This is a genomic window from Streptosporangium carneum (assembly GCF_027922005.1).
Taxonomy (GTDB): Bacteria; Actinomycetota; Actinomycetes; order Streptosporangiales; family Streptosporangiaceae; genus Streptosporangium; species Streptosporangium carneum.
In genome coordinates this window covers 50,481-68,804 of the sequence record NZ_BSEV01000035.1, presented here as the reverse complement: position 1 = coordinate 68,804, position 18,324 = coordinate 50,481, and the positions used below count along the sequence as shown (strand labels likewise).

The 18,324-nt window shown below is 71.0% G+C and carries 16 protein-coding genes; 12 read left to right on the top strand and 4 right to left on the bottom strand.

Annotation, left to right across the window (positions count from 1 at the left end; translation table 11 throughout):
• Positions 1-88: 88 nt before the first annotated feature.
• On the bottom strand, positions 89-604 hold the full coding sequence (locus PKF00_RS39775) for an Asp23/Gls24 family envelope stress response protein (protein WP_271222927.1): 516 nt from the start codon (positions 602-604) through the stop codon (positions 89-91).
• Between the two features lie 126 nt (positions 605-730).
• Here PKF00_RS39775 and PKF00_RS39770 point away from each other — a divergent pair, with 126 nt between their 5' ends.
• On the top strand, positions 731-1,282 hold the full coding sequence (locus PKF00_RS39770; RefSeq protein WP_271222926.1) for an HIT family protein: 552 nt from the start codon (positions 731-733) through the stop codon (positions 1,280-1,282).
• Here the strand turns inward: PKF00_RS39770 and PKF00_RS39765 are convergent.
• From PKF00_RS39765 to PKF00_RS39755, 3 genes are all read right to left on the bottom strand, one after another.
• Complete coding sequence (locus PKF00_RS39765; RefSeq protein ID WP_271222925.1) at positions 1,228-3,408, bottom strand: hypothetical protein; 2,181 nt, start codon at positions 3,406-3,408, stop codon at positions 1,228-1,230. The genes PKF00_RS39770 and PKF00_RS39765 overlap by 55 nt on opposite strands.
• Before the next feature lie 95 nt (positions 3,409-3,503).
• Complete coding sequence (locus PKF00_RS39760) at positions 3,504-5,156, bottom strand: glycoside hydrolase family 10-like protein (RefSeq protein WP_271222924.1); 1,653 nt, start codon at positions 5,154-5,156, stop codon at positions 3,504-3,506.
• A 132-nt stretch (positions 5,157-5,288) separates the two neighbouring features.
• Positions 5,289-7,421 (bottom strand): elongation factor G-like protein EF-G2, encoded by a 2,133-nt coding sequence (locus tag PKF00_RS39755; RefSeq protein ID WP_271222923.1) that lies wholly within the window; start codon positions 7,419-7,421, stop codon positions 5,289-5,291.
• A 199-nt stretch (positions 7,422-7,620) separates the two neighbouring features.
• On the opposite strand from PKF00_RS39755, the gene pgsA reads away from it, so the two are divergent.
• From pgsA to PKF00_RS39700, 11 genes are all read left to right on the top strand, one after another.
• A complete protein-coding gene (gene pgsA, locus PKF00_RS39750) occupies positions 7,621-8,238 on the top strand; it encodes a phosphatidylinositol phosphate synthase (protein WP_271222922.1) in 618 nt (205 codons plus the stop codon).
• A 12-nt stretch (positions 8,239-8,250) separates the two neighbouring features.
• Positions 8,251-9,165 carry a phosphatidylinositol mannoside acyltransferase gene (locus PKF00_RS39745; protein ID WP_271222921.1) on the top strand — a complete coding sequence of 305 codons (915 nt, stop codon included), beginning with the start codon at positions 8,251-8,253 and terminating at the stop codon, positions 9,163-9,165.
• 132 nt (positions 9,166-9,297) lie between these two features.
• The gene (locus tag PKF00_RS39740) at positions 9,298-10,425 is read left to right on the top strand and encodes a glycosyltransferase family 4 protein (RefSeq protein WP_271222920.1); all 1,128 of its coding nucleotides are present in this window, start codon (positions 9,298-9,300) and stop codon (positions 10,423-10,425) included.
• The gene (locus PKF00_RS39735; protein ID WP_271222919.1) at positions 10,422-10,961 is read left to right on the top strand and encodes a LemA family protein; all 540 of its coding nucleotides are present in this window, start codon (positions 10,422-10,424) and stop codon (positions 10,959-10,961) included. Before PKF00_RS39740 ends, PKF00_RS39735 begins: the two co-directional genes overlap by 4 nt.
• Before the next feature lie 82 nt (positions 10,962-11,043).
• Positions 11,044-12,057 carry a DUF3048 domain-containing protein gene (locus PKF00_RS39730; RefSeq protein WP_271222918.1) on the top strand — a complete coding sequence of 338 codons (1,014 nt, stop codon included), beginning with the start codon at positions 11,044-11,046 and terminating at the stop codon, positions 12,055-12,057.
• A gap of 159 nt (positions 12,058-12,216) precedes the next feature.
• Positions 12,217-13,131, top strand: a complete 915-nt coding sequence (gene pdxS, locus PKF00_RS39725) for a pyridoxal 5'-phosphate synthase lyase subunit PdxS (protein WP_271222917.1) — start codon at positions 12,217-12,219, stop codon at positions 13,129-13,131.
• 129 nt (positions 13,132-13,260) lie between these two features.
• A complete protein-coding gene (locus PKF00_RS39720) occupies positions 13,261-14,964 on the top strand; it encodes an alkaline phosphatase D family protein (protein WP_271222916.1) in 1,704 nt (567 codons plus the stop codon).
• Positions 14,965-15,056: 92 nt separating this feature from the next.
• Positions 15,057-15,473, top strand: coding sequence for a MarR family winged helix-turn-helix transcriptional regulator (locus PKF00_RS39715; protein WP_271222915.1), 417 nt, complete (start codon positions 15,057-15,059; stop codon positions 15,471-15,473).
• Positions 15,474-15,546: 73 nt separating this feature from the next.
• The gene (locus PKF00_RS39710; protein ID WP_271222914.1) at positions 15,547-16,755 is read left to right on the top strand and encodes an MFS transporter; all 1,209 of its coding nucleotides are present in this window, start codon (positions 15,547-15,549) and stop codon (positions 16,753-16,755) included.
• A gap of 97 nt (positions 16,756-16,852) precedes the next feature.
• Complete coding sequence (gene pdxT, locus PKF00_RS39705; protein ID WP_271222913.1) at positions 16,853-17,443, top strand: pyridoxal 5'-phosphate synthase glutaminase subunit PdxT; 591 nt, start codon at positions 16,853-16,855, stop codon at positions 17,441-17,443.
• 3 nt (positions 17,444-17,446) lie between these two features.
• Positions 17,447-18,199, top strand: a complete 753-nt coding sequence (locus tag PKF00_RS39700) for a YebC/PmpR family DNA-binding transcriptional regulator (RefSeq protein WP_271222912.1) — start codon at positions 17,447-17,449, stop codon at positions 18,197-18,199.
• Positions 18,200-18,324: the final 125 nt, after the last annotated feature.

Genomic DNA, 18,324 nt, shown 5'->3' with positions numbered 1-18,324 from the left:
GGGGGGGCGGCGGCCCGTCGGCTTCTTCGCTTCCGGCGGGCCTCAGCCCGCCCGTGGCCCCTGCGGTCCCAGGGGGCTCCAGGAGCCGTCAGGCCTCCGCGGCGGCCTCGGCCCCGAACTCACCGGGCAGGCGGACGTCGTCGACGCCGACGTTGACCTCGACGACCCGCATGCCCAGCATCCGGCTGACCGTGCGGGCCACGTTGGTCTTGACCTCGTTGGCCACGTCCATCACCACGTGGCCGTACTCCACCACGATCGACACGTCGACCGCGACCGTGCGGTCCTGGACGTGGGCGCTCACGCCACGGCCGCCGCGCCTGGCCCTGGCGACGGCGCGCTCGCGGACCGGCTCCAGCACGCCCGCCGGATCCTCGCCCAGGTCGGCGACCCCGGCGACCTCCATCGTCGCGAGGGCGGCGACCTTCTCCACCACCTCGTCCGCCACCTTGATGCGGCCCTTCACGACGGCGGAGGCCACCGGCTCCGCGACCGCGGGGGTCAGGGTCGCCGAGAGGTTCAGCGGGAAGGGACGGGCGGCTACGGCTGTCTCAGCGGGAGAGTCGGTCTCCTCGGTGATTTCCTCGACGGAGACGTCGGTCATGGGTGCTCCTCGGCTGTTGGTGGTCACGCTCGCTGGGATTCTGCCGGAAAATAGGCTGCTTTGTCCGCATATACAGGGGGGCACCGGTTGGATGCCCCCGAAACAGGTGGGCCTATGCTGCAATGCATGCAGGAGAGCGAGCCGATCGAGCAGGCGGGGGCAGGGGCTCCCGACAACTTCCAGCGACTGTGGACCCCCCACCGGATGGCCTACATCAAGGGAACGAACAAGCCCACCGGCTCAGGCCCCGACGACGGCTGCCCGTTCTGCGAGATCCCTCACATGAGCGACGAGGACGGCCTGATCGTCGCCAGGGGAGCCTCGGTCTTCGCGGTGCTCAACCTCTACCCGTACAACTCGGGCCACCTGATGGTCTGCCCGTACCGGCACGTGGCGGACTACGCCGAACTCGACGACGCCGAGACCGCGGAGCTGGCCGACTTCACCAAGCGGGCGCTGGTCGCCCTGCGCAAGGCCAGCGGCGCGCAGGGCTTCAACGTGGGCATGAACCTCGGCGGGGTCGCGGGCGCGGGGATCGCCGCCCACCTGCACCAGCACGTGGTGCCCCGCTGGGGCGGCGACACCAACTTCATGCCGGTCGTCGGTCACACCAAGGTGCTGCCTCAGCTGTTGCGCGACACCAGGGAGCTGCTCGCGGGCTCCTGGCCCGCCTCGTAGGACGACGCGCCGTCGCCGAGGGCCTTGACGCCGACCGACAGCGTCAGCGGCACGGCGAGGGCGAGGGCCATGGACAGCACGGCGGCCCCCGAGTCGTTCACCAGCATGCCGACGACCCCGCTGACCAGCGCGCCGATCAGCCCGGCCCGCAGCGCGGGGGAGTGCCCGAACGCGGCGGGGACGACCCCCGCGCTCGCCGTGTCAGGGTGCAGCAGCGCGTAGACCAGGAAGGCGGCGGCGGCGATCACGATCGGCATCAGGTTCGGGTTGAGCAGCGTGCCCAGCATCGCCCCGAGCTTGCGGCCGATCACCTCCGTCGCCTCGCCGGTGAACACCTGGCCGACGAAGCGGCCCAGATGCGTCTGGGAGCCGGGCGGGCGCAGGTAGTCGAGATAGGCGATGCCCATCACGACGACGCCGCCCGCCGCGCAGAACCCGCCCAGCTTGACGATCGAGACCCGCCTGCCCGCGATCAGCAGCGCGGTCACCGCGATGCCGGGCACGAAGGCGATCACACCGCCGAAGTCGCTGCCGACCCCGGGCCAGCCGCCCAGGATCATCGCGACGCCGCCCAGCACCGCCACGACGGCCACCGCCGCGCCCCTGCGCCCCAGGCCCGTCAGCCGGTGGGCGATCGTGGTCGCCAGCAGCAGCACCGACGTGGCGAAGAGCGCGAACGGGATGTTGCCCAGGCCGTAGTAGCGGGCGCCGACCACGGCGGTGTAACCCATCACGCTGTTGAGCTGCAGCGTCGTCCCGGTCAGCAGGTCACCGGCGAGCACGGCCGCGGTGACCCCCGCCACGACCGCCAGCGGCCCGAGCGGGGCGCGCCGCCACGGCCCGCCCAGCGCCGTCGCGGCCAGCAGGAACGCGATCGCGAGGATCCCGCCGACCAGGGCGAGCAGCGGGGCGCCGCTGTGGTGCCACGGGGTGAGGTTGACCAGGTACGTCGAGACCGGCAGGGACGCCAGGGCCAGCGCGGCCACGCGGACCCCGCCCAGCCCGCGCCTGCGGCGCATCAGCAGGAAGGCGACGACGTAGAACAGCACCTGCAGCACGGCGACGGCGGTGAAGAAGATCCCGCCCATGTCCCTGATCGTCTGACCGGCCACGTCGGCGTCGGCCAGCTCGGTCCGCGCCCTCTCGACGTCGCCCGTACGGCTGTCGCCCGCCCGCCACGGCACCCCGATCACCGTGGGCGGTGTGGCGACGCCCGCCACGTCGAGCATCGTGGCGGTGATGTCCGGCAGGATCGTGACGTCCTCGCGATGGGTCGAGGCCGCCCCGAGGGAGCGCCCGGCGAGGCCTTCCGCGCGCATCATGGCCACTCGCAGGTGCGGCGCGCTCCCGTGGTCTCCCAGGCCCGCCAGCAGCACGGAGGCGTCCTGCGGGAGGGCCGCCAGCACCGCCGCGACCTTGACGTCCACCAGCTGCGCCGCGACCGCCCGCTGCCGGGGCGTGAGGCTCTCCTCCACGTCGGGCAGTCGCCCGCCGGTCACGTAGGGCCGGATCAGGTCGTCCACGTCCACGGCGATCACCCGGCACGCGGTGAGCGCGCCCGCCGGGAGCCGGTCGGGGGAGGGGGCGTAGCGGTCCACCTTCCCCGACCGGTCGGCCAGGGCGAGTGCCGCCCCGGGACCGACCGCGAGCGTGCACTGCCCGGCGGCGTGCACGGCCTCGCCGAGTGCTCCGGCGTTCTTCGCGGCCTGGCGTAGGTACTCGTGGTCGGGGACGACGGCGCCCTCGGCGCCGGGAACGGGCTCGGGCGGGAGCCCGCAGCCGTGGCCGACCGCCGACCTGACTCCGGCCGAGACGGTCAGCCACCCGTCGTACGGGCACGTCACCCGGCCGACCGTGCGGACCGACAGGGAGCCGACCGCGCTCTGCCCGGCCAGCCGCCACAGGTTCGGCGTGTCCTGGGGGCTCAGGTCGCTCCACTGCAGCCCCGGCACCCCGATCAGCGCCACCCGTCCGTTCGGCCGCGCCGAGGCCTGGGCCGGGCCCTGCGCCGCCGTCTGCCCGGTGGCCCGTGGCGTGACCTGTCCGGTCGCCCGCACCTCGGCATGCGCGACCCCCGGCCACAGCACGCCCATGACCAGAGCAAACGCGACAAGCGTCCGCCTCACCAGAGACCTCCCCAGACCTCGTCCGAATGCTGGCACCGTAGGGGAAAATCGGGCCCGGGGTCCACCGGATGGCAAGATCGGGGGATCTGACGAGGTCAGGGCACGACGGCCCTGACGGGCGGGCTCTCGTTGTGCAGGCGGTCGAGGGCGGTCACGAGGTAGGTTCCGCCGCCGGGGGCGGCGAAGACCTGGCGCTCGCCGGCCGCCGCGGGCACGACGGCGACCAGGTTGCGGGCGTCGGCGGTGGCGCACTTGTCGGTCTTGCCGGGGGCGAGCCGGTAGACCGCGTACGACCTGGCGTCGGCGGAGGACTTCCAGCTGACCGAGGTGTCCTGGACCCGCACGTCGGCGGGCGCGGCGGGCGCGCCGCCGCCGAGGTCCTTGATCAGGGGCAGCAGCGCGGGGCGGGTGTAGTAGCCCTTGACGACGCGGTCCAGCACGCCCAGCGGGTTGGTGAGAAGCTGCTTGCCGCTGAAGTAGACGTCACCGCTGACCTCGTCGTTCCTGCGGTTCTGCGCCAGGTGCGAGGGCAGCTCGCCGGGCTTGGTCCAGGCCGGGGTGTCGGTGGCCCCGACCCGGTAGAGCCCCTGGCCGATGTACAGGTCGACGCCGGTGCCCTTGACCTCGTTCGCCCACCACGGCATCAGCACGTCGTAGTCGGCGGCCTTGAAGCCGCGCGGCCAGTACAGCTGCGGGATGACGTAGTCGACCGTGCCCTTTTTGATCCAGTGGCGGGCGTCGGCGTAGATGGAGTCGTAGGCGGACATCCCGCTCGTGGCCGAGCCGCTGGGGTCCTCCGCCTTGTTGCGCCAGATCCCGAAGGGGCTGACGCCGAACTTGATGTATGGCTTGATCTCGTGCACCGCCGTGTCGACCTGCGCGATCAGCTTGTTGACGTTGGCGCGCCGCCAGTCGGCCCGCTTGGCGCCCTCGCCGTACTTCCTGTAGGCCGCGTCGTCGTCGAACTTCGCGCCCGCTCCCGGGTAGGGGTAGAAGTAGTCGTCGAAGTGGACGCCGTCGACGTCGTAGCGCCGCGCCACGTCCTTGACGACCGCGGTGACGTGGTCGCGGACCTCGGGCAGGCCGGGGTTGTAGTAGATCTTGCCCTCGTGCTTGACGACCCAGTCGGGGTGCCTGCGGGCGGGGTGGTTCTCCGGGAGCCGGTCCAGGCCGCCCTCGAAGGCCGCGCGGTAGGGGTTGAACCAGGCGTGGAACTCCAGCCCGCGCTTGTGCGCCTCGGAGACGAGGAAGGGCAGCGGGTCCCAGCCGGGGTCCTTGCCCGCCGTGCCGGTCAGGTACTTCGACCAGGGCTCGAGGGACGACTTGTAGAGGGCGTCCGAGGCGGGGCGGACCTGGAAGAACACCGCGTTGAAGCGGCGTTTGACCGCGTTGTCCAGAAGTCTGATGTACTCCGCCTGCTGTTTCGCGACCGACAGGCCGCTCCGCGAGGGCCAGTCGATGTTCTGGACCGTCGCGATCCAGATCCCGCGCATTTCGCGCTTGGGATACTTCGCGTCGGTCGGGCACGCCGCCGTCACGGAGTCGGCGGCCGTGCCCGGCGCCTGCTCGGCGGCCGCGGGCTTGGCCGACTTGGCGGGCCTGGCGGGCTTGGCCGACTTGGCGGGCTTGACGACTTTCGCGTCCTTGGCGGGTTTGGCGGGAGGCGCGTCCGGGCCGAAGGTGTAGGCGGCGCCGGTGGTGACGACGGCCAGGGCGGCGGCGGCGAGCAAAGGGCGTCCGGTTCGCATGGTTAATCAGTCTGGCATTGGGGCTGCGATGCTTTAGCCGGAAAAAAAGAAATCGTTCTGTGATGTTACTGTTATGTGGTTAATTCTTTGGGAGGCGTGAGCTGGAAGAGTCTCACGCCTCCCTGCCGGAGATCAGCCGGCGACCTTGTCCGCCAGATGGGAGGGCAGCGGCTCGTAACGCAGGAAGACGCGGTGGAACGTCCCCGTGCCGTGCGACATGGACCGCAGGTCGATGGCGTAGCGGGTGATCTCCAGCTGGGGCACCTCGGCCCTGACCAGGGTGCGCCCCACGCCGACCGGCTCGGTGCCGAGAACGCGACCTCGGCGGGAGGACAGGTCGGACATCACCGAGCCGACATGGTCGTCGGGCACCAGCACGGACACCTCGTCGACCGGTTCCAGCAGCAGCGTCGGGACCTTGGAGGCCGCCTCCTTCAGCGCGAGCGCCCCGGCGATCTGGAAGGCCATGTCCGAGGAGTCGACGGAGTGGGCCTTGCCGTCGTACAGCGTCACCCGCACGTCGACCATGGGATAGCCGGCCACCACGCCGCGCTGCATCTGGGTGCGCACGCCCTTCTCGACCGAGGGGATGAACTGGCGCGGCACCACACCACCGACGATCTTGTCCACGAACTCGAAACCCCCGCCCGAGGGCAGGGGCTCGACCTCGAGGTGGCAGATGGCGAACTGGCCGTGGCCGCCGGTCTGCTTGACGTTGCGGCCCAGGGCCTGGCAGCTGCCGCCGAAGGTCTCCCTGAGCGGCACCCGCAGCTCGACCTTCTCGACCTCGACGCCGTGCCGCCTGCTCAGGCGGTCCAGCAGGACGTCGGCGTGGGCCTCGCCCATGCACCACAGCACGAGCTGCCGGGTCTCGGAGTTGTTCTCCAGCCGCAGCGTCGGGTCCTCGGCGACCAGCCGCTGCAGCGCCTGGCCGAGCTTGTCGTCGTCGGCCTTCGACCTGGCCTGGATCGCCACGGGCAGCAGCGGGTCCGGCATCGTCCAGGCGGTCATCAGCAGCGGCCGCTCCTTGTCGGAGAGGGTGTCGCCGGTCTCCGCGCGGGCCAGCTTCGCCACCGCGACGATGTCGCCGGCGACGCACTTGGCGGTCGTGCGCTGGAGTTTGCCCAGGGGGGAGGAGAGCGCGCCGATGCGCTCGTCCACGTCGTGGTCCTCGTGACCGCGGTCGGCCAGACCGTGACCGGAGACGTGCACGGTCATGTCGGGGCGCAGCGTCCCGGAGAACACCCTGACCAGGCTGATGCGGCCGACGTACGGGTCGCTGGTGGTCTTGACGACCTCGGCCACGAGCGGCCCGTCCGGGTCGCAGGCGATGTCGGGGACGGGCTTGCCGTCGATCGTGGTGATCTCCGGCAGCGGGTGCTCGAGCGGTGAGGGGAACCCCTGGGCGATGAGTTCGAGGATCTCGAGGGCCCCCACGCCCGCTCCGGTGGCGAGCACCGGGTAGAACCCGCCGCGCGCGACCGCCTTCTCCAGGTCGCCGATGAGGGTGTCGGTGCCGATCTCCTCACCCGAGAGGTAGCGGTCCATCAGGGACTCGTCCTCGCTCTCCTGGATGATCCCCTCGATCAGCGGGCCGCGGTAGGCCTCGATCTGCTCCTGGTAGGAGGGGCCGGGCGCGTTCTCGCTGCGGGCGCCGGTCGCGTAGTTGTAGAACTTCTGCGTCAGCAGCCCGATGAGGCCGTTCAGCCTGCCGTTGGTCACCACCGGGAGGTACAGCGGCGCCACTCCGTCGCCGAAGACGTCCTGGCAGGTGGCGAGGACCTCCTCGAAGTCGGCCCGCTGGTGGTCGAGCTTCGTGATCACCACGGCGCGGGGCATCCCCACGGCCGCGCACTCCTCCCACAGCATCTGGGTCAGGCCGTCCACGCCCTCGGTCGCCGAGACGACGAAGAGCGCGGCGTCCGCCGCCCGCAGCCCGGCGCGCAGGTCGCCGACGAAGTCGGCGTAGCCCGGCGTGTCCAGCAGATTGATCTTGATGTCGCCGTGGACCAGCGGCGCCACGGTCAGGTTCACCGAACGCTGCTGGCGCACCTCCACCTCGTCGAAGTCGCTGACCGTGCTGCCGTCCTCGACCCGGCCCGCCCGCTGTATGGTCCGTGTCGCGGTCAGGAGCGTCTCCACGAGGGTCGTCTTCCCTGAGCCGGAATGGCCGACCAGTACGACATTGCGAATCATGTCCGGCAGGTCGGCCGCGGGCGCCCTACCCGCGGCTCCCGTTGTCCCGCCGGTTGCCTTCTCTGCCACGTCGCCTCCTGCGTCGTTGCCGAAGGAGCGCGGCCGACTGCGGCCACACCCCGGGGTCCGCCGCCGCGTCCGTACACCGCAAGGACGCGGTGTGTTCACCAAATACCCATGTGGCGAATATCACAAGAGGGCTGCGCCAATCCGTCGGCGGAGCGTTGGATGCGCGCTCGCAGGTCATGTGGCCTACGATCGGAGCGCGATGCTGAAACTTCTGCGCCCCGCCGTAACCCGAATCCTGACCCCCCTCGGCAGGGCGCTCGCCCGCCGGGGGATCAGCCCCAACGTGGTCACCGCGGTCGGCACGCTCGGCACCGTGGCCGCAGCTCTCTTCTTCTATCCCCGTGGACAGTTGTTCCCCGGCACCGTCGTGATCACTATTTTCGTGTTGGCCGACCTTCTTGACGGTGTCATGGCCAGGATGGCGGGTCCCGGGAGCCTCTGGGGGGCCTTCCTCGACTCCACCCTCGACAGGGTGGGCGACGCCGGGATCTTCTCGGGGCTGGTGATCTGGTTCATGGTGAGCGGACAGCGGGTGCTGGCGGGGGTCGCGCTGTTCTGCCTCGTCGCGGGGGCGCTCGTGTCCTACGTGAAGGCCAGGGCGGAGGGGCTGGGCCTCAGGTGCGACGTCGGTCTCGCCGAACGCCCGGAGCGCCTGGTCGTCGGCCTGGTCTCGGCCGGTCTCGGCGGTCTCGGCGTGCCGTACGTGCTCGCCTTCGGGCTCTGGCTGCTCGCCGTGGCCAGCGCGGTGACGGTCGGGCAGCGTCTCCTCCATGTCCGCCGCCAGGCCGTCTCCGCCGCGCCCCGCACCCTCCGCTGATCGGAAAGAACGATGACAGACAAGCCGTCCTTCCAGGACCGTCTCGTCGGCGCGGGATTCGGCGCGGGCTGGGCGATCGTCCCCCGTCTCCCCGAGCGTCTCACGGCCGGGGCGTTCCAGGCGGTGGCCGACCGCCTCTGGCGGCGGCGAGGTGGGTCGGTGCGCCGCCTCGAGACCAACCTCGCCCGGGTCAAGGGCGCCTCGCCGGACGACCCGGCGATCCGGGAGCTGAGCCGGGCCGGCATGCGCTCGTACTTCCGCTACTTCCACGAGATCTTCAGGCTTCCCTCCATGCCGGCCGACGAGATCGTCTCCCGCATGCACGTCACCGGCGACCAGCAGATCTACGACAACCTGGCCAGGGGGCGCGGCGTGGTCCTCGCCCTGCCCCACATGGGCAACTGGGACCAGGCGGGCGCCTGGTTCGCCGCGACGGGGCACCCGTTCACCACCGTGGCCGAGCGCCTGCGGCCCGAGTCGCTCTTCCACCGCTACACCGCCTTCCGCGAGGGCCTCGGGATGGAGGTGCTGCCGCTCACCGGCGGGGACGGCCACACCTTCGGCACCCTGGCGCAGCGGCTGAGGGCGGGCGGCACGGTCGCACTGCCCGCCGAGCGGGACCTGACCGCCAAGGGCGTCGAGGTCCAGTTCTTCGGCTCCGCCACGCGCATGCCCGCGGGACCCGCGCTGCTGGCCGTGCACACCGGGGCGGCGCTGATCCCGGCGATCCTCTACTTCCAGGGGAGCGACTGGGGCCTGCAGTTCCACGAGGAGATCGCGGTGCCCTCCGAGGGCACCCGCAAGGAGCGCGCGGCGGCCGTCACGCAGGACCTGGCCACCGTCTTCGAGAAGGGCATCGCCGAGCACCCGGAAGACTGGCACATGCTCCAGAGGCTCTGGCTCGACGACCTGGAGCCGCGCCGATGAGGGCGGGCCGGGCCCGGTGCGGCGAGCGGCAGGACCGGCGGGGACGAACAGGCGTGCGGGCCCCACGCGGGGTATGTGGGGAGCGCCGGGGCGGGCCCCCGGCCAGGGCGTGCGAGGAGTGGTGAGACAGCAGTGAGGATCGGCATCGTCTGCCCGTACACCTGGGACGTGCCGGGCGGCGTCCAGGCGCACATCCGTGACCTCGCCGAGGCTCTCATCGAGGAGGGCCACCAGGTCTCGGTCATCGCCCCCGCGTCGGAGAACGCCCCGCTGCCCGCCTACGTGACCTCGGTCGGCAGGGCGGTCCCCGTCCCCTTCAACGGCTCGGTCGCCAGGCTGTCGTTCGGCTTCCTGTCGGCCAACCGGGTGCGCCGCTGGGTGCGCGAGGGCCGTTTCGACGTGCTGCACGTGCACGAGCCCGCCGTTCCCTCGGTGGGCCTGCTGGCGTGCTGGGTGGCCAAGGGGCCGATCGTGGCCACCTTCCACACCTCCCACGAGCGTTACCGGAGCCTGTCGGTGACCACGCCCGTGCTCATGAGCGCCCTGGAGAAGGTCAGCGGCAGGATCGCGGTCTCCGACGCGGCGAGGAAGACCCTGGTCGAGTTCATCGGCGGCGACGCCGTGCTCATCCCCAACGGGGTCGCGGTCGGACGCTACGCCGACGCCGAACCGCTGCCCGGCTGGGACGAGGGCGAGGTGATCGGCTTCCTCGGCAGGATGGACGAGCCGCGCAAGGGCCTGCCCGTGCTGCTCGAGGCCTTCGCCCTGCTGGCCCCCGAGCGTCCCGGGCTGCGTCTGCTCATCGCGGGCCCCGGAGACGCGCAGGAGGCGCTGGAGAGGGTCCCGGCCCGTTTCCGCGACAGGGTCGGCCTGCTCGGCATGGTCAGCGAGGAGGACAAGGTCCGCGCCTACCACTCGGTCGACGTGTTCTGCGCGCCCAACCTGGGCGGGGAGAGCTTCGGCATCGTGCTCACCGAGGCGATGTCGGCGGGCGCCGCGATCCTGGCCAGCGACATCCCGGCCTTCCGCAAGGTGCTCGACGACGGCCAGGCGGGGGCGCTGTTCACGACGGGCGACGCGGGGTCGCTCGCCCGCGAGGCCGCCGCCCTGCTCGACGACCCCCAGCGCCGGGCCAAGCTGTCGGACGAGGCGCGTCAGGCCGTGTGGAAGTACGACTGGTCCACGGTCGCCCGTGACGTCCTGCGCGTCTACGAGACCGTCGCCAGCACCGCGGGAGTCGAGGAGGACGACACCCAGTGACCACCACGCTGATCCTGGTGGTGGGCGCGATCGTGCTGCTCACCGCCGTCTACGTCTCCTGGCGGGCGGGCCGCCTCGACCGGCTGCACATCCGCCTCGAGCTGGCCCGCGAGTCCCTGGACGCCGCGCTGGTGCGGCGGACCGCCGTCGCCCTGGAACTGGCCGCCTCCCGTCTGCTGGACCCGGCGACGAGCCTGGTGCTGGCCACGGCGGCGCACGAGGCACGCACCGCGGGCCCGGAGGAGCGCGAGCACGCGGAGAGCGACCTGTCACGCGCCCTGCGGGCCGTCGTCGACCAGGAGCGTTTCCGCGACCGCCTCGCCGAGACGCCGTCGGGGGCCGCCCTGCTGGACGAACTCGGCGCGGCGGTCGCCAAGGTGCTCTACTCGCGCCGTTTCTACAACAACGCGGTCGGCGTGACCCGTACCGCCCAGCGCCGTTGGCTGGCCAGGACGCTCCGGCTGGCCGGGCACACGGAGTATCCCGGTTTCTTTGAGATCGACGACGCTCCGCCGAAGGCCCTCGGGATCGAGTAAGCCGTACAAGGACTCGGATATCCGGCAAGTCGGGCGCAGGTAAGCTCTTGGGCGTTTCGTGGCCGACATGAGGAGATGAACCGTGCGGGTGCCCCGGATGATCGCCGTCACGCTGGCGGGAGTGGCCGTTCTCGCGCCGGCTGCCGCCTGCTCCTTCGACGAGCCGGCGCCGGGAAAGAACCCGCAGGCCGCGCCCTCCCCGTCCGCGAGTGCCTCTCCCAAGCCGAAGCCGACCCATCCCTTCACCGGGCTCCCCGGGGCCGCGCGCAGACCCGTGCTCGCCGCCAAGATCGAGAACACCTCGGCGGGCAAACCCCAGCTCGGGCTCAAGAGCGCGGACATCGTCTACGTCGAGCAGGTCGAGGCGGGGCTGACGCGACTGATGGCCATCTTCTCCTCGAAGCTCCCCGCCAAGATCGGCCCGGTCCGCAGCGCGAGGATCTCCGACCTGCACATCCTTCCGCAGTTCGGCAAGCCCGCGCTGGCCTACTCGGGCGTGCAGACCAAGATGATCCCCAGGGTGCAGGAGGCGTCGCTCGTCGACGTCTCCGACAGCAGGGCCCCCGGCGCCTACTTCCGCCAGCCGGGCCGCTACGCTCCCTACAACCTGTTCGCCAACACCAGGCAGTTGCTGGCCAAGGCTCCGGGCGCGAGCAAGGCCGGGGACATCGGCTTCACCTTCGGCGAGGCTCCGGAGGGAGGCGTGCCCAGGAAGGCGTTCAGCGTCAAGTATCCGGCGGCACGCTTCACCTTCGCCTGGTCCAAGGAGGAGGAGAAGTGGCTGATCTGGCAGGACGGGACGAAGGACATGGCGGCGGAGGGCGGCCAGCTCGGCGCGCCCACGATCGTCGTGCAGTACGTCAAGACCGACCGCTCCGAGTACCACGACCTGAACCAGAGCTACACGCCCATGGTGCACAGCGTCGGAAAGGGGAAGGCGGTCGTGCTCCGCGACGGTCAGGCGTTCAAGGCGGCCTGGTCGCGAAAGTCGGAGGAGGACGGCACGGTCTTCACCACGGAGGCGGGGGAGCCGATGAACTTCGCCCCCGGTCAGGTGTGGGTCGTCCTGGCCGCGCCCAAGCCCGTCATCCCCTAAGCAGTCCCATGAGCCTTACCATCATGTCCAAGAAGATCGCTCAAGAGCGACAACATGGTGTGTAAGGGGACATGCCACCCAGCGCCTACGATAGACAGTGCCGGAAACCGCCCTGGGGCGGCCCGTGATCCGCAACCCAGCCCTCGTGAGGTAGAGACCGTGTCCAGCAGCACGCCCGAAGTCACCGAGACCGCCGTCACCGGAACCGCCCGGGTGAAGCGCGGCATGGCAGAGATGCTCAAGGGCGGCGTCATCATGGACGTCGTCAACGCGGAGCAGGCCAAGATCGCCGAAGACGCAGGCGCCGTCGCCGTCATGGCCCTCGAGCGGGTGCCCGCCGACATCCGTGCCCAGGGTGGCGTCTCCCGGATGAGCGACCCCGACATGATCGACGGGATCATCTCCGCCGTCTCCATCCCCGTCATGGCCAAGGCCCGCATCGGCCACTTCGTCGAGGCGCAGGTGCTCCAGTCGCTCGGCGTCGACTACGTCGACGAGTCCGAGGTGCTGACCCCGGCCGACTTCGCCAACCACATCGACAAGTGGCAGTTCACGGTGCCCTTCGTCTGCGGTGCGACCAACCTGGGCGAGGCCCTGCGCCGCATCACCGAGGGCGCGGCGATGATCCGTTCCAAGGGCGAGGCCGGGACCGGCGACGTCTCCAACGCCACCACGCACATGCGCAAGATCCGGGGCGAGCTCAAGCGCCTGTCGTCCCTTCCCGAGGACGAGCTGTACGTCGCGGCCAAGGAGCTGCAGGCGCCGTACGAGCTGGTCGCCGAGGTCGCCAAGACCGGCAAGCTCCCCGTCGTGCTCTTCACCGCGGGCGGCATCGCCACCCCCGCCGACGCCGCGATGATGATGCAGCTCGGCGCGGAGGGCGTGTTCGTCGGCTCGGGCATCTTCAAGTCCGGCAACCCGGCCCAGCGCGCCGCGGCGATCGTCAAGGCCACCACCTTCTACGACGACCCGGACGTCATCGCCAAGGTCTCCCGTGGCCTGGGTGAGGCCATGGTCGGCATCAACGTCGACGACATCCCGGTCCCGCACCGCCTGGCGGAGCGCGGCTGGTAGGGAGTTTCCGGAAAAGGCGGCATCCGTGAAGGATGCCTCCTTTTTCATGACCGGAGATGTTCACTCCGGTGTCATGGTCTTCCGCAAGGCTGACGGGCGTTCATGTCCGACCATCCTCGGAGGCCCCCCATGTCCCGGCTCAGTCGACGCTCCTTCCTCGTCACCGGCATCGCGGCGGGCACAGTGGTGGGCACGGTGGCGGGCATCCCCGCCGTGGCGAACGCCGACCCGGAACCCGCCCCGGAGAGCGCGGCGTCCCTGGCCTCCCGCGGCCTGCGCGCCGACCCCTTCACGCTCGGCGTCGCCTCCGGCGATCCTGACTCCGACGGCTTCGTGATCTGGACCCGCCTGGCGCCCCGGCCTCTGGCGGAGGACGGATTCGGCGGCATGCCCGCCACCCCCTTCGCGGTGCACTGGCAGGTCTACGGCGACGAGGCGGGACGTCGCGTCCTGAGACGGGGGGTCGCCGTCGCGGCCAGGGAGTGGGGTCACGCGGTCCACGTCGAGGTGGACGGGCTCGCCTCGGACAGGGAGTACTGGTACCGCTTCAAGGTGGGGCCGTACGTCTCGCCGACGGGCAGGGCCAGGACCGCCCCGCACCCGCTGTCCTACGGCTCTGGCCTGGCGATGGCGTTCGTCTCCTGCGCCCAGTACGAGCACGGCCACTTCACCGCCTACCGGCGTCTGGCGGAGGAGCACCCCGACCTGGTCCTGCACCTGGGCGACTACCAGTACGAGTACAAACGCGACACCTACACGATCCCGGGCGGCAACGTCCGCGACCACGAGGGCCCCGAGACCGAGACGCTGGCCGGCTACCGCCAGCGGCACGCGCAGTACAAGTCCGACCCCGACCTGCAGGCGGCGCACGCGGCCGCGCCCTGGCTGGTCGTCTGGGACGACCACGAGCTGGACAACAACTGGGCCGACGAGGTGCCGGAGAACCCGGAGATCCCCCAGCCGAACTTCCTGGCCAGGCGCGAGGCGGCCTTCCGGGCCTACTACGAGAACATGCCGCTGCGGCGCGGGTCCGTTCCCAGGGGCGTCGACATGCAGCTCTACCGGCGGATCAGGTGGGGCAGGCTGGCCGTCTTCCACATGCTCGACACCCGGCAGTACCGCAGCGACCAGGGCTGCGGCGACGGCTACCGCGACTGCCCCGCGGCGACCGACCCGGCGCGCTCGATCACCGGCGAGGCCCAGGAGCGCTGGCTGATCGACGGCTTCCACCACTCGCGGGCGCAGTGGGACGTCCTCGGCCAGCAGGTCTTCTTCGCCCAGCGCGACAACAACGCCGGCCCGGCCAAGGTCACCAGCCAGGACGCCTGGGACGGCTACGTCGCCTCGCGGCAGCGGATCACCCAGGGGTGGGTGGACGCGGGGGTGCGCAACCCGGTCGTGCTCACCGGCGACGTGCACGCCCACTGGGCCAGTGACCTCAAGCTCGACTACGACGACCCGACCACGCGCACGGTCGGCTCAGAACTGGTCGCGACCTCCGTCACCACGGGCGGCGACGGCGGGGACTCCGACCCACGGACCCAGCCGTTCCTCAAGATCAACCCGCATCTGAAGTTCTACAACAACCAGCGCGGTTACGTGCTCACGCGGATCGAGCGCGACCTGCTCACCGCCGACTTCAAGGTGCTCCCGCAGGTGCGGCAGCCAGGCGCTCAGGCGCACGTCAAGGCCACCTTCGTGATCGAGGACGGGGTGCCGGGCGTCCAGCAGACCTACCTGCGGCCGCTCGACCCCGCGGCGCGCCGGACGCCGCAGGCGCCGGACGCCGAGCTGATCCAGGAGGTCGTCGACCTGGAGACCAGGCGTCCCTGAGGCCGTCGGCGGGTTCGAAGGGGGGCGGCGTCCTGACGGGCGCCGCCCCCTTCGGAATAATGGTTAGCCAGACTAAGTTAGACTGTCTAACTATGACGACGGACGAACTGGCAGAGAGCCTCTCCAAGGAACTGCGCCACCTGGTGCTGCTGCTGCGCCGCGCGGTCGCCGGGCAGCCGGTCACCAGCCAGCAGTACGCCGTGCTCGGCTCGCTCGAGGGCGGACCCCGCCGGATGACCGAGCTGGCCGAGGAGCACGGCGTCCAGCTGCCCACCATGACCGTGCAGATCAACCGCCTCGAGGAGCCCGGCCTGGTCGCGCGCGGCGTGGACCCCGCCGACGCCCGGGTCCGCACCGTCGAGCTCACCCAGGAGGGGCGCGCCCGCCTGGTGGCCGTGCGGCGATCCCGGGTCGCCTACCTCGGTGAGCAGCTCGACGCGCTCACCGAAGACGAGCGCGAGGCCATCTCCGTCGCCCTGCCCGCGCTGGCCAAGCTCGGCCGCGCCTGACCCGGGCCCGCCGGGTCCTGGCCGGTCCGGGCCCGCTCCGTCCCCTCCCACACCTCCCCAAGGAGTCACTCCCATGTCCTCGCAGAGCGGCGGCGGGATCCTGCGCCAGCCGATGTCCGTCTGGGCCACCGCGTTCGCCGCGGTCGTCGCCTTCATGGGGATCGGCCTGGTCGACCCGATCCTGCCCTCCATCGCCAAGGGGCTGAACGCGGGGCCCAGCCAGGTCTCCCTGCTTTTCACCAGTTACTTCCTGGTCACCGCCGTGGCCATGCTCGTCACGGGCTGGGTCTCCAGCAGGATCGGCGGCAAGCGGACCCTGCTGCTCGGCCTGGCACTGGTGGTCGTCTTCGCCGCCCTGGCCGGAACCTCGGGCAGCGTCGGCGAGCTCGTCGGCTTCCGCGCGGGATGGGGTCTGGGCAACGCCCTGTTCGTCGCCACCGCCCTCGCCGTGATCGTCGGCGCGGCCAGCGGCGGCGCGGAGGCGGCCATCATCCTGTACGAGGCGGCCCTGGGCCTGGGCATCTCCATGGGCCCGCTGGTCGGCGCCGCCCTCGGCGACTGGAACTGGCGCGCTCCCTTCTTCGGCACCGCCACCCTCATGGCCGTCGGGTTCGTCCTCATCGCGACCCTGCTGAAGGCCGCCCCCGCGCCCGCCGTGCGCACCCGCCTCGGCGACCCGATCCGCGCCCTGGCCCACGGCGGCCTGTCGACCACGGCGTTCACGGCGTTCTTCTACAACTTCGCCTTCTTCACCATCCTGGCCTTCACCCCGTTCATCCTCGGCATGTCGCCGTACGGCATCGGCGCGGTCTTCTTCGGCTGGGGCGCGTGCGTCGCGCTCGCCTCGGTCTTCGGCGCGCCCGCCCTGCAGCGCAAGGTCGGCTCGGTCAACGTGCTCCACCTCTCCCTGGGCGCGCTGGCCCTCCTCCAGCTGGGCGTCGCGCTCTCCGGTCACGTGGGGATCGTCGTCTTCGTCATCCTGTCGGGCGTCCCGATCGGCCTGAACAACACCGTGTTCACCGAGGCCGCCATGGAGGTCTCCGACGCGCCGAGGCCCGTCGCGTCGGCCGGCTACAACTTCGTCCGCTGGATGGGCGGGGCGCTCGCGCCGTACGTGGTCACCAAGCTGGGGGAGGAGTTCGGCTCCGCGGTGCCCTACTACCTGGGCGCGGCCTGCTGCCTGGCGGGCATGGCCGTCCTGTACGGCAGGCGCGGCCACATGAGGAGCCTGGAGCGGGTCGACGTCGACCACACCTTCCAGGGCGCCTCCGTCGCGGCCTGAGCGGGCGGAGGGGGCCGACAAAGATGATCGGGTTTGGGGCGACGCGCGGAGTGGTCATACGCTGAAGGGGAATTCTGAGCCACTTGAGAGGACCACTGTGAGCATCGCCCCCACCATCGGTGTGTTCGCCCTGCAGGGAGACGTGCGCGAGCACGCGCGCGCCCTGGAGGCGGCGGGCGCGAAGGCGGTCGCCGTGCGGCGCCCCGCCGAACTGGAGGCGGTCGACGGACTGGTCGTCCCCGGCGGGGAGTCCACCACGATGTGGAAGCTCGCCGACACCTTCGAGCTTCTCGAGCCGCTCAGGTTGAGGATCAAGAGCGGCATGCCCGCCTACGGTTCCTGCGCAGGCATGATCATGCTGGCGGACCGGATCGAGGACGGCGTCGAGGGCCAGCAGACCATCGGGGGCATCGACATGGTGGTCCGGCGCAACGCCTTCGGGCGCCAGGTCGACTCCTTCGAGGCCGACGTCGACTTCGCGGGCCGCGGAGCCCTGCGAGCGGTCTTCATCCGCGCCCCGTGGGTGGAATCTGTCGGTTCCGATGTCGAAGTGCTGGCTCGGGCCGAAGCTGGGGATAGGATCGTCGCGGTCCGCCAAGGACCGCTGCTCGCCACGTCCTTCCACCCGGAACTTACCGAGGATGTCGGTGTGCATTCATATTTTGTTGACATGGTGAGGGAGCTCTAGCCGATGTCCGGCCACTCCAAATGGGCGACGACGAAGCACAAGAAGGCCGCGCTTGACTCCAAGCGGGGCAAGCTGTTCGCCAAGCTCATCAAGAACATCGAGGTCGCGGCCCGGACCGGCGGCCCCGACCCGGACGGCAACCCGACGCTCTACGACGCCATCACCAAGGCGCGCAAGAGCTCGGTTCCGATCGACAACATCGAGCGTGCCCGTAAGCGCGGCGGCGGCCTGGAGGCGGGTGGCGCCGACTGGCAGACCATCATGTACGAGGGTTACGCCCCCGGCGGGGTCGCGGTGCTGATCGAGTGCCTCACCGACAACCGCAACCGCGCCGCCTCCGAGGTTCGGGTCGCCCTGACCCGCAACGGCGGCTCCCTGGCCGACCCCGGCTCGGTGTCCTACATGTTCAACCGCAAGGGCGTCGTGCTCGTGCCCAGGGGTGAGCTGTCCGAGGACGACGTGCTGACCGCCGTCCTCGACGCCGGGGCGGAGGAGGTCAACGACCTCGGCGACCAGTTCGAGGTCGTCTCGGAGGCCACCGACCTCGTCCCGGTCCGCAAGGCCCTGCAGGAGGCCGGGATCGACTACGACTCCGCGGAGTCCAGCTTCCTGCCGACGATGAACGTCCCGCTCGACGAGGACGGCGCGCGCAAGGTCTTCAGGCTGATCGACGCCCTCGAGGACAGCGACGACGTCCAGAACGTCTGGGCCAACTTCGACGTCTCCGACGACGTCCTGGAGAAGCTCGAGGCCTGATCCGTCCCGGAAGGGCCACAGGCCTGAAAGCCCCGCGAGCGCCCGTCTCCCGCCGGAGGCGGGCGCTCGGCCGTCCGGGGTCTCTCCCGTGCCGTCGTTGAGCGTGCTTGAGGTGACTTCGGGGC

Excerpts from the sequence above, each read along its gene's own strand:
- PKF00_RS39760 (WP_271222924.1), bottom strand. The coding sequence starts at position 5,156 with ATGCGAACCGGACGCCCTTTGCTCGCCGCCGCCGCCCTGGCCGTCGTC.
- pgsA (WP_271222922.1), top strand. The coding sequence starts at position 7,621 with ATGCTGAAACTTCTGCGCCCCGCCGTAACCCGAATCCTGACCCCCCTC.
- PKF00_RS39710 (WP_271222914.1), top strand. The coding sequence starts at position 15,547 with ATGTCCTCGCAGAGCGGCGGCGGGATCCTGCGCCAGCCGATGTCCGTC.
- PKF00_RS39770 (WP_271222926.1), top strand. The coding sequence starts at position 731 with ATGCAGGAGAGCGAGCCGATCGAGCAGGCGGGGGCAGGGGCTCCCGAC.
- PKF00_RS39700 (WP_271222912.1), top strand. The coding sequence starts at position 17,447 with ATGTCCGGCCACTCCAAATGGGCGACGACGAAGCACAAGAAGGCCGCG.
- PKF00_RS39775 (WP_271222927.1), bottom strand. The coding sequence starts at position 604 with ATGACCGACGTCTCCGTCGAGGAAATCACCGAGGAGACCGACTCTCCC.
- PKF00_RS39715 (WP_271222915.1), top strand. The coding sequence starts at position 15,057 with ATGACGACGGACGAACTGGCAGAGAGCCTCTCCAAGGAACTGCGCCAC.
- PKF00_RS39720 (WP_271222916.1), top strand. The coding sequence starts at position 13,261 with ATGTCCCGGCTCAGTCGACGCTCCTTCCTCGTCACCGGCATCGCGGCG.
- PKF00_RS39745 (WP_271222921.1), top strand. The coding sequence starts at position 8,251 with ATGACAGACAAGCCGTCCTTCCAGGACCGTCTCGTCGGCGCGGGATTC.